We start from the raw sequence: 15,298 nt of genomic DNA on the forward strand, positions 1-15,298 counted from the left end.
CTCACCTGGAGAGTGCTTCTTTCTGTGCAGCCAACAGGACCCTAGACAAGTCCCATCGTTGCAGGTCAGAGGCACTCTCCGCTTATTTGATCAAGGCATGGACGAGCACGCTCATGAAAGCGCGAGGCTAGGTAGGCGTCCGGATCGGCAACGGCGGCCTCGGCGTACTCTGCGTCGGCCAGCGCGGCGGTGACGACGGCGATCATCTGCCTGGCTGCGGCCTCGTCAATGCTGTCGTCAGGCTTGAGCAGGGCGCCGGCGTCGGTGTAGTCGACGTACAGGCCGCGGAACTTCACGGCGTTGGTCTGGCGGGCGGACGCGATCGCCTCCTCCGCAAGCTGTTCGAGGCTGGCCGGTACCTTCTCAGCGGCCATAGCCAGGACCAGATGCGCGAACTCCGCCTTCGTCTGGTGGTTGGTGAATGCCTTATCGAAGGCAGGGCGGAACTCCTCGCGATCGGCGGGAGACATGATGAGCAGCGTCATGCACAGAGCCCCTTTGCCGATTTCTTCGAGAGCCAGGGCGCCGATGGAAAACGACGTCGGCCACTGGTGCCCGTCGAGGACGGCCCGGGCGCTGGTGAGCAGGGCACGCGCGTTCGTGAATGACGCGGACGCGATGTCGATGACGGTGCGCGCCATCAGGTCCGGGTCGTTGGGGAGCTTCGCCATCCGGCAACTTTGGCAGGTTGGGGCCGATCACAGCACCTCCTTTGCCAGCGGCGGTCGCGGGCGGGGGGCTACCACTCGGGAACGGGGCCCGACCGCTGGGAGAACTCGCGCACTTTCCAGTCCAAGGCCGTACACCACTCGCGTCGAGCCGACGGACATCCTGGATGCGCTCGACACCCTCGGCTGAGCATCAGCCGACAGTCCAACGTTCGCCCCGCCCTTCGACCGGGGCGTCTGCCTCGACTCTCAGGCCCGGGAGGCGGGTTGCCGCGTTCACCTGGAGTCGAACTTGGTCAACAGCCGACCCGGCATACAACTTCCGGATGAGTACCCGGCCTAACGCCTCAGTCAGGTTCGCTTAGGGGCTGGTGTCCTCAGCCGTGGGTCCAGCTCCGCAGCGCGCAGGTGTCCCAGGAGAAGTGGCGTAGTCGCGCCTGTTCGACGTGGGCGGCGGTGTCACCGTAGCTGGTGTTGAGGTGGCGGCCGAGGACGAGGATAGCGACACTGCCGGCTCCTGCAGCCTTCAGCGCGGCGGATGCGGACTGGGCGTGGTTGCCGGTGGTCCAGGTGTCGTCGATGAGCAGGATGTTGTCGCCCCACAGGCCGACTGAGGTGTACCGGGCGGGTGAGACAGTGCGACCAAGGGCGGCTGCATCCGGCGCCGGGGTGAGTAGATCCTGGTAGCGGTCGCGGGTGGGGCCGACCATGCTAGCCGCCATGGCGCGCAGCGGGTGGTCGGTGCGTCCGCTGGTGCTGGGCACCGTGGTGACGGTGCCGAAGCGAGGGACCGCGCAGCTGCTGCTGATACAGGTTTCGTGCGCGGTGAGAAAGCGCCAGAGCACCGCCGCCAGCCCCATTCGGAAATGCTGCCGCTCGGGGCCCTGGGCGTTCTTGTAACGCCACAGTTCGTTGGCGTACTGCTCGCCCTTGAGGGCCAGACTGATCGGGGCCACGGCGTCGGCCACACCTGTGCCAAGGATCGTGGAGGCTTGCTGACATGGCCAGCAGGTGGGATAGCCGGGGTTCACAGGACCGTGGCAGATCTGGCAGACACCCGGCCCCGACAGCAAGGGGTGGACGAGAAAGTTGGCGTAGCGGGCGGACAACCCGACGACAGATGCCACCCGCGGCCGCCGGCTAGGCCCAGGTGAGCTCGCCCGTGGCGGGGACGAGAGAGTCGAGTTCAGCAAAGACGTCGTCAGGGCCGTCGATGACGGTGGTGTTAGGCCGCAACGCGTACTCCCGTGCCCACTCATGTGTCATGAGAGAGCGCATGAGGAAGACCCGGCGACCATGTTCCAGGGCGAGGCGGGCCTGCATGCGGGCTCCGCTGCGGTAAGCGGCCTCCACCACGACGGTGGCCAGGCTGTAGCCACTCATCACCGCATTGCGCATAGGGAAGGAGGTCTTCGAGGGCGATGCATCCGGCCAGAACTGGGAGAGCAACAGCCCGCGTTCAGCGATCTCCTGCTGCAGCCGGGCATTCTGCGCAGGATAAGAGCGCCGCAGGCCGGTACCGATGACACCGACAGTGCGACCACCGACAGCAAGGGCCGTGCCGTGCGCTGCGGTGTCGATCCCCGCTGCCAGCCCACTGACCACTGTCACGCCACGCTCGGCGAGCCCGCCTGCGATAGCCCGCGCATGCGCAACGCCCTCCGGCGTCGGGGTACGGGTGCCGACCACGGCAACCCGGAGGTCGTCCTCGACCGGTGTACCGCGCAGAAAAAGGAAGGGCGGGCGCTGGTGGACCAGCCGCAGATTGAGCGGGTAGCTCTCTTCCAGGATGGTGACCAGCCGCATACCCTCCCGCTCCCACGCGGCGATTTCCGCGGCAATGGCCTCTAGATCGACGGGCGGCTGAGTGTCGAAGAGCGCACCCTGCCCATCGGCATCGAGCGCGTCCTCAAGGACGGCATGTGCGCTTCCGACGGACTCGACCTGGTCCGTGAGTTCGGACCAGGAGCGATCACCGCGCCGCAACAGCGCGACGAGCGCAGCCCGCTCCAGTTCCTGGTCCATGCCACAAGTATAGAGAGACCGCCCCCAGGCGGGGCAGGGACAGACAGGCCCACCACCGCCCGGTCGAATGCCTGAGCACCCGCATGAGGACCGGCATCGCCGGTCAGAGCCCGGCCCGGCCCACCAGCCCCTCTGTTTTCCCGCACCACCATCCCGGTCGAGCCCAGGAGATCCACGGGAGACGGTGCGATCAAGCAAACTCCCGAAATCACGGGCCTCCACCACCCCCAGTGGGCACCAGCGGTGCCCACTGGGGGCACGAAAAACACCCCCTGAAACCACGTTTCCGCAGGTCAGAGGGTGTCTCTGTGTGGAGCCTAGGAGATTCGAACTCCTGACATCTGCCTTGCAAAGGCAGCGCTCTACCAACTGAGCTAAGGCCCCGTCGCCGACCAGGGTACCCAATCCCGGGGCCCATTCCCGACCGGGTACCCCTCTCCGTAGGATGCCTCGCGTGATTCGCGGCAGCGAACCGAAGGGGAGACGTCATGGACGCAGCACAGCAGGAAGCCACCGCCAGAGCCCGGGAACTCCAGCGCAGCTGGTACGGGGAGTCACTGGGGGCGCTCTTCCGCCGTCTCATCGACGACCTCGGCCTCAACCAGGCCCGGCTCGCCTCGGTCCTCGGGCTGTCCGCCCCGATGCTGTCGCAGCTCATGAGCGGGCAGCGGGCGAAGATCGGCAACCCGGCCGTGGTGCAGCGAGTGCAGGCGCTCCAGGAGCTGGCCAGCCAGGTCTCGGACGGCAGCGTCAGCGCCGCTGAGGCCACCGAGCGGATGGAAGAGGTCAAGAAGACCGCCGGAGGCTCTGTGCTCAACAACACCGCGCAGTCCACCTCGACCTCCGGCGCGACCACCGTGCGGCGCGTCGTACGCGAGATCCAGTCGTTGCTGCGATCGGTCTCGGCGGCGGGAGACATCATCGATGCGGCGGAGACTCTCGCCCCGACTCACCCGGAACTGGCAGAGTTCCTCCGTGTGTACGGCGCGGGGCGGACCGCGGATGCGGTCGCCCACTACGAGGCGCACCAAAGCTGATCTAGGGGCGGACGCGGCGCAATGGGTGAGGTCTTCGCTGGTCGGTATGAACTGATCGACCCGATCGGGCGTGGGGGTGTAGGGGCGGTCTGGCGTTCCTGGGATCACCGGCGGCGGCGCTATGTCGCGGCCAAGGTCCTGCAGCAGAGTGACGCGCACACGCTGCTGCGGTTCGTACGGGAGCAGGCGATGCGGATCGATCATCCGCATGTGCTGGCCCCGGCGAGCTGGGCGGCGGACGACGACAAGGTGCTGTTCACCATGGATCTGGTGAGCGGCGGCTCGCTCGCGCACCTGATCGGGGACTACGGGCCGCTGCCGCCCCGGTTCGTCTGCACCCTGCTGGACCAGTTGCTGTCCGGGCTCGCCGCGGTGCATGCCGAGGGAGTGGTGCACCGCGACATCAAGCCCGCCAACATCCTGCTGGAGGCGACCGGCACCGGCCGGCCGCATCTGCGGCTGTCCGACTTCGGCATCTCGATGCGCAAGGGCGAACCCCGGCTCACCGAGACCAACTATGTGGTGGGAACGCCCGGTTACTTCGCGCCCGAGCAGCTGATGGGCGCGGAGCCGGACTTTCCCGCGGACCTCTTCGCGGTCGGCCTGGTCGCGCTGTATCTGCTGAGCGGCCGCAAGCCGGACTCGCAGGCGCTCATCGAGCACTTCGCCGACTTCGGCGTGCCGAGCGCCCCGGAGGACGTCCCTGAGCCGCTGTGGCAGGTGATCGCCAACCTGCTGCAGCCCGACCCGCACGCCCGGTTCCGTACCGCCACAGGAGCCCGCAAGGCGCTCACGGCGGCGGCCGAGATGCTGCCGGAAGGCACGGTCGAGGAGGAGCGGGTCGAGGTCTTCGACCACATCGGGCCGCTTCCCGCCGGCTTCGGCACGGACGGCCCCGTCCCGGACCCGGCACCCGACCAGGCGACCGGGATGACGGCGGGAACCTCTGCGGAGCCCTCGCGAGAGGTGTCCTCGGAGACCGGCAGCTTCCAACTGGCCCCGCCCCTCCAGCCGCCGGACCCGCAGCCGGCTCAGGCCGCCCAATCCGGCCAATCCGCCCAGCGGCAATCCGGCCGGCAGCAGTCCGAGCAGCAGCGAGTCGAGCAGTTCCAGGCGGCGCAGCAGCGGTACGACCGGCCCGACTCCGGCGGGCAGCCGCCGCACCGGCCCTCGTCCCAGCTCCAGCAGCCGACCACCCCGCCGGCCTCCGGTGCCACGCCCGCCACGGGCTCCCCGTCGGGCGGCCCCGACCACTCGGGTCAAGTACCCAGCCATCCCAGCCATCCCAGCCAGGCGGCCATTTCCTCCCCTGACGCCCCGTACGGCCCCTCACAGGCTCCGACCGCCGGGGTCCGGCACGAGTATCCGCACACGCGTCCATACACCGCCCAGAGCCCGCAGGTTCCAGTCCCCACCGCGGCGCCCACTTCCCCGGGCACCCCGGGCACCCCGGCCGCCGCTCCCGCGAACACGGCGCGACGACGACCGGGACCGCCCCCGAAGGTGGCGGTCCCGGTGCTGATCGTCGCGTTGCTGTGTCTCGCGGTCGGGGTCTGGGCGCTGCTCAGCGCGTGAGCTACCAGCCGGGCGGCGGTCCGTACTGCTGATTCCCGCCCTGCTGATTCCCGCCCTGCTGGTGGCCGTCCTGGCGGTGGCCGTCCTGGCGGTGGCCGTCCTGGCGGTGGCCGTCCTGGCGGTGGCCGTCCTGGCGGTGGCCGTCCTGGCGGTGGCCGTCCTGGCGGTGGCCGTCCGGCTGGCGGCCGCCCGGCGGGTTCGCAGCCTGCCGGCTCCCGCCCTGCGGGTCCCCACCCCCGTGGCCGCCGCCCTGCGGGCTCCCGCCCCCCGGGTGCTCCCCCGGCGTGGCCGCGCCAGGAGCCCGTCGGCGCGCCGCGAGCGTCCACCCGCCGAGCCCCAGCAGCAGCACGACGCCCACGCCGATCCCCGCGTAGGCGACGAGCTTCTTCGAGTCGCTCTCCTCGGCCGCCGCGGCGGTCTGGCCCTTCTCGGCCTGTTCTCTGTCCGCGTCGCTGACGCCGAACCCGGCCTTGGTCTCGTCGCCGACGTACTGCGGCCCGTCCTTCGGCTCACCCTTGACGGTCAGCCGCAGCGTGAGGTCCACAGCACCGGTGGTGAACTTGCCGACCTCCGGGTTGAGGCTGACGGCCAGGTAGTACCAGCCCGCGAACCGCATGCCGCTGACCTCGTCGTCCGAGGCGTCGAAACGGTTGTTGAAACCGGCGGGGGCGGTCGGCCCCAGGTCGGCGGTCTGCTGCTTGCCGTCGTAGCCCTCGCTCCTGGCGCTCACCGCGCCGCGAGCGGTGTTGTAGAGCTGCACGTCCAGGCCGGTCGCCGCGTATCCGCTGTCCAGCGTCATCGACGCGTTGGCCAGCTCAGCGGCGGCGGAGAGCTGCTGCCCCCAGTCGAGCGGCATCCGGTAGAAGCGGGTCTCGCCCGGCTTCAGCCTGTCCTTCCAGACGCCGTCCGTGAGGGCCGGGGCGTCGTTGAAGCCGGTGCCGCCCGCGCGCCTGCGCGCCGAGCCGCTCGGCGGCGTGGGAGAGGCGGAGCTCCAACTGCCCTCGGCGGGCGGGGTGGTCGAACCGCTCTTGATCCCCGGCTCGGACATGTACTTGAGCTCCATCGGCCAGCGGCCGGCGTCCGAGGCCGGGTCGCTCGTGCGCTCGACCACGAAGTAGTACGGGCCCGCCGTCTGGCAGTCCCCGTCCTCCTCGATGCGCCGGGTGGCGTAGTCGGCGATCGGCCGGGCCTGCTCACCGCTGCTGAACGTGGGATTGGACGTGCTGCAGTCGTTCCCGCCGGTGTCCTGGAGGGTGACCGTGATGCCGTCGCCGTACGCGACCTTGGTACCGGGTTTGGGCGCGACCACCGCCGACAGAAAGGCGCTCGACTTCGAGTCGAGCGTGACGCTGTAGTACAGCTTCTGCCCGGCCCCGATGCTGTCCGTGTAGACGCCGGTCTTGAGCTGCGGCCCGTTGGCGCTGCTCGTCGTGCCCTTCACCTTCTCGGCGTCCTCGGCGGTCCGGTACGTCGGCAGGCCGCCCGTACCGTCGCCGGGCGCGGCCAGTGCCTGGGCCGGCGCCGTCAGCACCGCCGCGCAGGCGGCCGCCACCGCCAGTACCGTCCCCAGCCCGCTGCGGCTGCGCATTACTTCCCGCCCCTCGTCGTACCGTCGATTGCCCTGCTCCGCCGCGCCCGGCCGTACAGTCCGGCCGGCGCCGCGAGGAGCGCGCCCGTACCGCCCACCACAGCGGCGATCACGGGGCCGGACCATCCTGCACCGCCCGACCCGTCACTGTCCGCACCGTTGCCCGCATCGGCCCCTTTGTCCGTGCCATCGGCGGCTTCGCCGTCCGCCGCGAGCACCGGGGCGCGGTGCTGCGGGCCGGCCGGCTCGTCGCCGACGACATCGATCCGGAGCACCACGCCGATCGCGGCGTCCTGTCTCCCCCTCACACCGAGCCAGAACTTTGCTTCTGCAAGCTATTGCTTTGCTGCGGCAAACTCAAGGGCCCGGGCGTCACGGTCCCGCAACGAGAACACGCCCCGCGTCCGGACGCGGGCGAACGCGACGAAGCCCCGACCGCGAAATGCGATCAGGGCTTCGTACGAGACTGATACGTCTCACACACCCGAACCTGCGGGCACGGAGTCGGTCGCCTCCGTCCACAGATCCTGCTCGGCGCGATCCGCCTGGATCTGGCGGTACACGAGGAGCCCGCCGATGGCAGCCAGTGCGACCAGGAGAAGCTTCTTCACCGCGCGACCTCGTCTTTCCTTGACGTATGGGACCTTCTGGCGCCCGATGATACACACCAGCCGATACCGATCGGTGACCTGGAGGGGCGCCAACTCCCCCGCCGGACAAACGAATCGGCCCGGACGGAGAATTTCCCTCCGTCCGGGCCGATCGCGCCGGTGGGCGACTGATGTCACCTGTGGATGTCAAAGGCCCCCAGCCGTATCGACTGGGGGCCTTTTGCGCCGGTGGGGCTAACAGGACTTGAACCTGTGGCCTCTTCCTTATCAGGGAAGCGCTCTAACCGTCTGAGCTATAGCCCCGCGCTGCACCGAAAGATTAGCGCACGTCGGCCGTAGTCCCAAAATCGGTTACTCGTCCTCGGCCAGGGTGAGCTCGACACCGCCCACGAACCCGGCCGACAGGTTGTAGATGAAGGCCCCGAGAGTGGCGAGCGCTGTCGCCAGCACCACGTCGATCACCGCGATCACCGCGGTGAACATCAGCACCCGAGGCAGCGACAGGAACGACTGGAGGTCGAAGCCATTGCTGTCGCTGGAACCGGTCGCCTCACTGATCGTGCCGCCGACGGTGCTGAAGACGCCCATCGCGTCCATCACCATCCACAGCACCGCGGCCGCCACGATCGTGCAGATCCCCAGCGCGATGGACAGCAGGAAGCTGACCTTCATCACCGACCACGGATCCGCCTTGGCGACCCGAAGCCGGGCCTTGCGGGTGCGCGGCGCCGTACGGACCCCCGTACGCGGCCTGCGCACCGTCTGCTGGGCTCCCTGGCCGCTCTGGGCACCACTCTGGCCCGTACCCGCCCCGCCGCCCGCCCCACCGGCCGCCGGCGTGGCATACGCCTGCGGCGGGTGGTACGGCTGCGGTTGCGGCTGTTGCGGATAAGGCTGACGCGTATCAGTCACAGTCGTCCCCCTGGGATGCGACTCTCCCTGTTGAGGGCCGCTGTCACCGACCGAGCCACGGGCACCCTCCGTCGCGGTCGCGGCCCCGGACGGTTTACCCCCGTCGGCACCCTTACCGCCCGCCGCGGCGCCCGTGGCTCCACTCACGACTTACTCCTCTTGGCTCCCGGTCGAGGGCTGCGTTCCCTCGGCCACCTCGGGCACGGCCGCCTCGGACTCGGACCCCTCGGCTGCCTCGGCCAATTCCTCGACCTGCTCAGCTTCGCGACCGGCCTCGGCGTTCCTGGCGATGCCGACCACGGCATCGCGCTTGCCCAGGTTGATCAGTTGGACGCCCATGGTGTCACGGCCCGTCTCCCTGACTTCGTTGACCCGCGTACGAATCACACCGCCGCTGAGCGTGATGGCGAGAATCTCGTCGGTCTCCTCGACCACCAACGCGCCCACCAGCGAGCCCCGGTCCTCCACGATCTTGGCGGCCTTGATGCCCAGACCACCACGGCCCTGCACCCGGTAGTCGTCGACATTCGTCCGCTTCGCGTACCCGCCGTCAGTGGCGGTGAAGACGAACGTACCGGCCCTGACCACATTCATCGAGAGCAGTTCGTCGCCCGCGCGGAAACTCATGCCCTTCACGCCCGAGGTCGCACGCCCCATCGGCCGCAACGCCTCGTCCGTCGCGGTGAACCGGATCGACTGCGCCTTCCGGCTGACCAGCAGCAGGTCGTCCTCGGCCGAGACCAGCTCGGCGCCGATCAGCTCGTCCTCCGCGCCGTCGTCCGTCTCCCGCAGATTGATCGCGATGACGCCGCCCTGGCGAGGCGAGTCGTAGTCCTTCAGCGAGGTCTTCTTCACCAGACCGGACTTGGTGGCCAGCACCAGATACGGCGCCGCCTCGTACGTGCGGATCGCCATGATCTGCGCGATCTTCTCGTCCGGCTGGAAGGCCAGCAGGTTCGCGACGTGCTGGCCGCGGGCCTCCCGGCCGGCGTCCGGCAGCTCGTACGCCTTCGCCCGGTAGACCCGGCCCTTGTTGGTGAAGAACAGCAGCCAGTGGTGTGTCGTGGACACGAAGAAGTGGTCGACGATGTCGTCCTGCTTCAGCTTCGTGCCGCGAACGCCCTTGCCGCCGCGCTTCTGCGAGCGGTAGTCCTCCGTCTTGGTGCGCTTCACATAACCGCCACGGGAGATCGTGACGACGATGTCCTCCTCGGCGATCAGGTCCTCGACGGACATGTCGCCCTCGAAGGGCACCAGCTTGCTGCGCCGGTCGTCGCCGAACTTCTCGACGATCGCGGCCAGCTCATCGCTGATGATCTGCCGCTGCCGCTCCGGAGAGGCCAGGATCGCGTTGTACACGTCGATCTTGCCCTGCAGCTCGTCGTGCTCGGCCGTGATCTTCTGGTGCTCCAGAGCGGCCAGCCGGCGCAGCTGCATCTCCAGGATCGCGTTCGCCTGGATCTCGTCGATCGCCAGCAGCCCCATCAGGCCCTCGCGCGCGATGTCGACGGTGTTGCTGCGCCGGATCAGCGCGATGACCTCGTCGATCGCGTCCAGCGCCTTGAGCAGGCCGCGCAGGATGTGCGCCCGCTCCTCGGCCTTGCGCAGCCGGAACCTGGTGCGCCGGACGATGACCTCGACCTGGTGCGTCACCCAGTGCCGGATGAACGCGTCGATCGCCAGCGTCCGCGGCACCCCGTCGACCAGCGCGAGCATGTTCGCGCCGAAGTTGGTCTGCAGGTCGGTGTGCTTGTAGAGGTTGTTCAGCACGACCTTGGCGACCGCGTCGCGCTTGAGCACGACGACCAGCCGCTGGCCGGTGCGCGAGGAGGTCTCGTCGCGGACGTCGGCGATGCCGCCGACCTTGCCGTCCTTGACCAGGTCGGCGATCTTCTGCGCGAGGTTGTCCGGGTTGACCTGGTAGGGCAGCTCGGTGACGACCAGGCACTGCCGGCTCTGGATCTCCTCGACCGCGACGATCGCGCGCATCGTGATCGAGCCGCGCCCGGTGCGGTACGCGTCCTCGATCCCGTTGCGGCCCACGACCAGCGCGCCGGTGGGGAAGTCCGGGCCCTTGATCCGCTCCAGGAGCGCGTCCAGCAGCTCCTCGTGGGTGGCCTCCGGGTGCTCCAGATACCACTGCGCGCCGGACGCGACCTCGCGCAGGTTGTGCGGCGGGATGTTGGTGGCCATGCCGACCGCGATGCCGGCCGAACCGTTGATCAGCAGGTTCGGGAAGCGGGCCGGCAGGACCGTCGGCTCCTGATTACGGCCGTCGTAGTTGTCCTGGAAATTGACGGTGTCCTCGTCAATGTCCCGGACCATCTCCATGGACAGCGGAATCATCTTGCACTCGGTGTACCGCATGGCGGCGGCCGGGTCGTTGCCGGGCGAGCCGAAGTTGCCGTTCGAGTCGACCAGCGGCATCCGCATCGACCAGTGCTGGGCGAGCCGGACCAAGGCGTCGTAGATCGAGGAGTCGCCGTGCGGGTGGTACGTGCCCATGACGTCACCGACGACGCGGGCGCACTTGTAGAAGCCCTTCTCGGGCCGGTAGCCGCCGTCGTACATCGCGTACAGCACCCGGCGGTGCACCGGCTTGAGGCCGTCCCGGACGTCGGGCAGCGCGCGCGACACGATGACGGACATCGCGTAGTCGAGGTACGAGCGCTGCATCTCCGTCTCAAGCCCGACCGGCTCGACCCGCATGCCCACGCCTTCGACGGTGACGGGCGCGCCTTCGGGCGTGACTGCCCCGGAGGTCGCGGGAGTATCAGGAATATTGGGAGTCTCGTCGGCCATCGCTGGTCAAAATCCTTTCGAGGTGCGGCGCTGCAGGCCGACTCAGATGTCGAGGAACCGAACGTCCTTGGCGTTACGCTGGATGAACGAGCGCCGCGCCTCGACGTCCTCGCCCATCAGCACCGAGAACAGATCGTCGGCCTGGGCCGCGTCGTCCAGGGTGACCTGGCCCAGTACGCGGTGGTCGATGTCCATCGTGGTGATCCGCAGTTCCTCGGCGTTCATCTCGCCGAGGCCCTTGAAGCGCTGGATGGCGTCGTCGCGGACCCGCTTGCCCGCCTGGCGCCCGAGCTCCATCAGCGCGTCCCGCTCCCGGTCGGAGTAGGCGTACTGGAAGTCCTCCTTGCCCCACTTGATCTTGTAGAGAGGCGGCCGGGAGAGGTAGACGTGTCCGGCCTCGACCAGCGGGCGCATGAAGCGGAAGAGGAAGGTGAGCAGCAGGGTGTTGATGTGCTGACCGTCGACGTCGGCGTCCGCCATCAGGATGATCTTGTGATAGCGGAGCTTCTCGATGTCGAAGTCCTCGTGCACCCCGGTGCCGAAGGCCGAGATCAGCGCCTGCACCTCGGTGTTCTGCAGGATCTTGTCGATCCGCGCCTTCTCGACGTTGAGGATCTTGCCTCGGATCGGGAGGATCGCCTGATACTGCGGGTTACGACCCGACTTGGCGGAACCGCCGGCCGAGTCACCCTCGACGATGAAGATCTCGCACTGCGTGGGGTCGTTGGACTGGCAGTCGCTCAGCTTGCCCGGCAGCGAGGCCGACTCCAGCAGGCCCTTGCGGCGGGTCAGGTCGCGCGCCTTACGGGCCGCGACCCGGGCGGTGGCCGCCTGGATCGCCTTGCGGATGATGTCCGCGGCCTCGGTGGGGTTGCGGTCGAACCAGTCGGTGAGGTGCTCGTAGACGAGCTTCTGCACAAAGGTCTTCGCCTCGGTGTTGCCGAGCTTCGTCTTCGTCTGGCCCTCGAACTGCGGCTCGCCGAGCTTGATCGAGATGATCGCGGTCAGGCCCTCGCGGATGTCCTCGCCGGCGAGGTTGTCGTCCTTCTCGCGGAGGAACTTCTTCTCGCGCGCGTAGCGGTTGACCAGTCCGGTCATCGCCGCGCGGAAGCCCTCCTCGTGCGTGCCGCCCTCGTGCGTGTGGATGGTGTTCGCGAAGCTGTAGACGCCCTCGGTGTACTGGCTGTTCCACTGCATCGCGATTTCGAGGGAGAGCATCCGCTCCTTGTCCTCGGCCTCGATGTCGATGACCGTGGGGTGGATCAGCTCGCCCTTGCGGGAGTTGAGGTACTTCACGAAGTCGACGATGCCGCCCTCGTAGACGTACCGCACCGTGAGCGGCACGCCGTTCTCGTCGACGTGGTCCGGACGCTCGTCCGTCAGCGAGAGGGTCAGGCCCTTGTTGAGGAACGCCATCTCCTGGAAGCGCCGCGACAGCGTCTCGAAGGAGTACTCGGTCGTCTCGAAGATGTCCGGGTCGGCCCAGAAGGTGACCGTGGTGCCGTGCTCCGGCACCGCCTCGTTCTTCGCCAGCGGCGCCGTCGGCACGCCCAGCTTGTAGTCCTGCGTCCAGCGGAAGCCGTCCCTGCGGACCTCCACGGCCACCTTGGCCGACAGCGCGTTGACGACCGACACGCCGACGCCGTGCAGACCGCCGGAGACGGCGTAGCCGCCGCCGCCGAACTTGCCGCCGGCGTGCAGGACGGTCAGCACTACCTCGACGGCCGGCTTGCCCTCGGAGGGGACGATGCCGACCGGGATGCCGCGGCCGTTGTCGATGACGCGCACGCCGCCGTCGGCCAGGATCGTGACGCCGATGGTGTCCGCGTGGCCGGCCAGCGCCTCGTCGACGGAGTTGTCCACGACCTCGTAGACGAGGTGGTGAAGACCACGCTCGCCGGTGGACCCGATGTACATACCAGGTCGCTTACGGACCGCGTCCAGGCCCTCCAGCACGGTGATCGCGCTGGCGTCGTACGTCGCCTCGATGGGGGAGGGGCCACTCGAACCGGCACGGGACGGAATGGGGGTCTCCTCGCCGGAGGCAGGGGAAGTCTCGGTGGGGTTGCCGGAATCGGCCACGAAGCGCCCTTTCTGGCACAGCACAGGCCGACTCCGGGGAAGGGTGGGAGCGGCTGCGTCGTTCGACATGTTCCGCAAGTGGGCGGGATTGCTACCAGTCTACCGGTAGCACTGACATGAATGGGGGTTTGCCGGTACCTGAGTCCCCACGTGCCGCCCTGAACCGGCATCCGCCGACTCCCCATATGCGGGACCGGGCTCCAGGAGCCTCACAGCGGCACTCAGCGCTTCGGGCTGTCAACCTGTGACTACGGTGAGCGGAGTCTCACCCGTCCCACCGGCACAACTCACCCGTATGTGTCCCCGGGACCCTTGCTGCCGGGGGCGCGCAACGGCCCGTACCGGCGCGCCGGACCGCCCGGCGCGAGCACCTTGAGCAGCTTGACGGTGCCGTGCCCGAGGTCCTCGTTGAGCCGCGCGACGAGCGTCGGCGCGAGCAGCCGCAGCTGCGTCGCCCAGGCCGTCGAATCGCACTGCACGGTCAGCACGCGCGCTTCCTCGTCGTACTTCTGCGGCTCGCAGTGCAGGGCCACCTCGGGGCCGACCATCTGCGGCCAGCGGCCCATCACGCCGCCGACCGCCGCCGGAGCCTCCCAGCCCCGCTCGGTGATCAACCGGTTGATGGCGGCGCCGAGCGGCAGGGGGTCGCGCCCGTCCGCGCGCGCGCCGGAGCGCAAGCCCCCTCCGCGCCGCACCTGCTTCTTCTGCTGCGCCGCCGCGCCACGGGCCCGCGCCTGCTCCTTGGCGGCGCGCAGCGCCACTCGCGCCAGATCCACCCCGGAGGGCTCCGGCTCCTTCGGGGCCCCGGGCTCCGCCGCCTCGCCGCTCACGCGTCCACCCTCTCGACGGCGCCCTCGGCCACCGTGTAGCGCGCGCCGACCAGCACGCCCGGCACGTCGTCCTCCACCGCCGCCGTCACCAGCACCTGCTCGCCGGGGGCGACCAGCTCGGCCAGCCGTTCCCTGCGCCGGGAGTCCAGCTCGGCGAACACGTCGTCGAGGACCAGCACCGGCTCATTGCCCTCGGCGCGCAGCAGGTCGTACGAGGCCAGCCGCAGCGCCAGGGCGTACGACCAGGACTCGCCGTGACTCGCGTAGCCCTTGGCGGGCAGTTGTCCGAGCTTGAGGTGCAGGTCGTCGCGGTGCGGGCCGACCAGCGTCACCCCGCGCTCGATCTCCTGCTTGCGGGCCGCGCCGAGCGCCGCGAGCAACAGTTCGAACAGCTCCTCGCGGCTGTGCGCCGGCCCCGCCTGGACCGGGGCGAGCGCCTCGCCGACCGAGCTGCGGTATTCCAGCGCGACCGGGCCGCCGCCGGGGGCCAACTGCTCGTACGCCTTGTCGGTCAGCGGTTGCAGTGTGGTGATCAAGTCGAGGCGCTGGACGAGGAGTTCCGCGCCGGCCCGGGCCAGATGCTGGTCCCAGACGTCGAGAGTCGACAGCGCCGCGGCGTCACCGGGCCGGGCGCCCCCGTGCCGGCGGGCCATCGCCGCCGTCTTCAGCAGGGTGTTGCGCTGCTTGAGCACGCGGTCGTAGTCGGAGCGCACGCCCGCCATCCGGGGGGAGCGCGCGGTGACCAGTTCGTCGAGGAAGCGGCGGCGCTCGCCGGGGTCGCCCTTGACCAGAGCCAGGTCCTCCGGGGCGAACAGGACCGTGCGGACGATGCCGAGGACATCGCGCGGGCGGACCTGCGAAGAGCGGTTGATCCGGGCCCGGTTGGCCTTGCCGGGGTTCAGCTCCAGCTCGATGAGCTGCTGCCGCTCGCCCTGCACGACGCTGGCCCTGATGACGGCGCGGTCCGCGCCCATCCGCACCAGCGGCGCGTCGGACGAGACGCGGTGGCTGCCGAGGCTCGCGAGATAGCCGACCGCCTCGACGAGGTTGGTCTTGCCCTGGCCGTTGGGTCCGACGAAGGCGGTGACGCCCGGGTCGAGCGGAACCTCGACCCGGGCGTACGAGCGGAAGTCGGCGAGCGACAAATGCGATACGTGCATGGGTGCGC

The 15,298-nt window shown here is 69.3% G+C and carries 13 protein-coding genes and 2 tRNA genes; 2 read left to right on the forward strand and 13 right to left on the reverse strand.

Translation table 11 applies throughout. The features are described 5' to 3' along the window. Positions 1-65: 65 nt before the first annotated feature. From QMK28_RS05205 to QMK28_RS05220, 4 genes are all read right to left on the reverse strand, one after another. A complete protein-coding gene (locus QMK28_RS05205; protein WP_326435791.1) occupies positions 66-671 on the reverse strand; it encodes an AbiV family abortive infection protein in 606 nt (201 codons plus the stop codon). A 374-nt stretch (positions 672-1,045) separates the two neighbouring features. Continuing rightward, the gene (locus QMK28_RS05210) at positions 1,046-1,624 is read right to left on the reverse strand and encodes a hypothetical protein (RefSeq protein WP_326435792.1); all 579 of its coding nucleotides are present in this window, start codon (positions 1,622-1,624) and stop codon (positions 1,046-1,048) included. Positions 1,625-1,808: 184 nt separating this feature from the next. Further along, positions 1,809-2,693, reverse strand: a complete 885-nt coding sequence (locus tag QMK28_RS05215) for a DNA-processing protein DprA (RefSeq protein WP_326435793.1) — start codon at positions 2,691-2,693, stop codon at positions 1,809-1,811. 311 nt (positions 2,694-3,004) lie between these two features. Then, a tRNA-Ala gene (locus QMK28_RS05220) sits at positions 3,005-3,077 on the reverse strand. Positions 3,078-3,181: 104 nt separating this feature from the next. Between QMK28_RS05220 and QMK28_RS05225 the strand changes: the two genes are divergently transcribed. Together QMK28_RS05225 and QMK28_RS05230 are read left to right on the forward strand one after the other, a co-directional pair. After that, entirely contained in the window at positions 3,182-3,730 is a 549-nt protein-coding gene (locus QMK28_RS05225; protein WP_326435794.1) for a helix-turn-helix domain-containing protein, read from the forward strand. A gap of 21 nt (positions 3,731-3,751) precedes the next feature. After that, positions 3,752-5,305, forward strand: coding sequence for a serine/threonine-protein kinase (locus QMK28_RS05230; protein ID WP_326435795.1), 1,554 nt, complete (start codon positions 3,752-3,754; stop codon positions 5,303-5,305). Between the two features lies 1 nt (position 5,306). Here QMK28_RS05230 and QMK28_RS05235 read toward each other — a convergent pair whose 3' ends face one another. From QMK28_RS05235 to recF, 9 genes are all read right to left on the reverse strand, one after another. Beyond that, positions 5,307-6,893, reverse strand: a complete 1,587-nt coding sequence (locus tag QMK28_RS05235) for a hypothetical protein (protein WP_326435796.1) — start codon at positions 6,891-6,893, stop codon at positions 5,307-5,309. Continuing rightward, positions 6,893-7,201: a hypothetical protein gene (locus tag QMK28_RS05240; protein ID WP_326435797.1), complete on the reverse strand. Its 309-nt coding sequence runs from the start codon at positions 7,199-7,201 to the stop codon at positions 6,893-6,895. Before QMK28_RS05240 ends, QMK28_RS05235 begins: the two co-directional genes overlap by 1 nt. A 168-nt stretch (positions 7,202-7,369) precedes the next feature. Next, positions 7,370-7,504 (reverse strand): DLW-39 family protein, encoded by a 135-nt coding sequence (locus QMK28_RS05245; protein WP_003958712.1) that lies wholly within the window; start codon positions 7,502-7,504, stop codon positions 7,370-7,372. Positions 7,505-7,733: 229 nt separating this feature from the next. After that, positions 7,734-7,807: transfer RNA gene (locus QMK28_RS05250), tRNA-Ile, on the reverse strand. A gap of 48 nt (positions 7,808-7,855) precedes the next feature. After that, entirely contained in the window at positions 7,856-8,563 is a 708-nt protein-coding gene (locus tag QMK28_RS05255; RefSeq protein WP_326435798.1) for a DUF3566 domain-containing protein, read from the reverse strand. A 3-nt stretch (positions 8,564-8,566) separates the two neighbouring features. After that, positions 8,567-11,218, reverse strand: coding sequence for a DNA gyrase subunit A (gyrA, locus tag QMK28_RS05260; RefSeq protein ID WP_326435799.1), 2,652 nt, complete (start codon positions 11,216-11,218; stop codon positions 8,567-8,569). Positions 11,219-11,260: 42 nt separating this feature from the next. After that, on the reverse strand, positions 11,261-13,324 hold the full coding sequence (gyrB, locus tag QMK28_RS05265) for a DNA topoisomerase (ATP-hydrolyzing) subunit B (RefSeq protein WP_326435800.1): 2,064 nt from the start codon (positions 13,322-13,324) through the stop codon (positions 11,261-11,263). Between the two features lie 263 nt (positions 13,325-13,587). Continuing rightward, positions 13,588-14,130 carry a DUF721 domain-containing protein gene (locus tag QMK28_RS05270; protein WP_326435801.1) on the reverse strand — a complete coding sequence of 181 codons (543 nt, stop codon included), beginning with the start codon at positions 14,128-14,130 and terminating at the stop codon, positions 13,588-13,590. After that, a complete protein-coding gene (gene recF / locus QMK28_RS05275; RefSeq protein WP_326435802.1) occupies positions 14,127-15,290 on the reverse strand; it encodes a DNA replication/repair protein RecF in 1,164 nt (387 codons plus the stop codon). The genes QMK28_RS05270 and recF overlap by 4 nt, the downstream gene beginning before the upstream one ends. Between the last annotated feature and the right edge of the window lie 8 nt (positions 15,291-15,298).

Origin of the sequence: Streptomyces sp. H27-D2, from assembly GCF_035828615.1 — a bacterium.
In the GTDB taxonomy this organism is placed as follows: Bacteria; Actinomycetota; Actinomycetes; order Streptomycetales; family Streptomycetaceae; genus Streptomyces.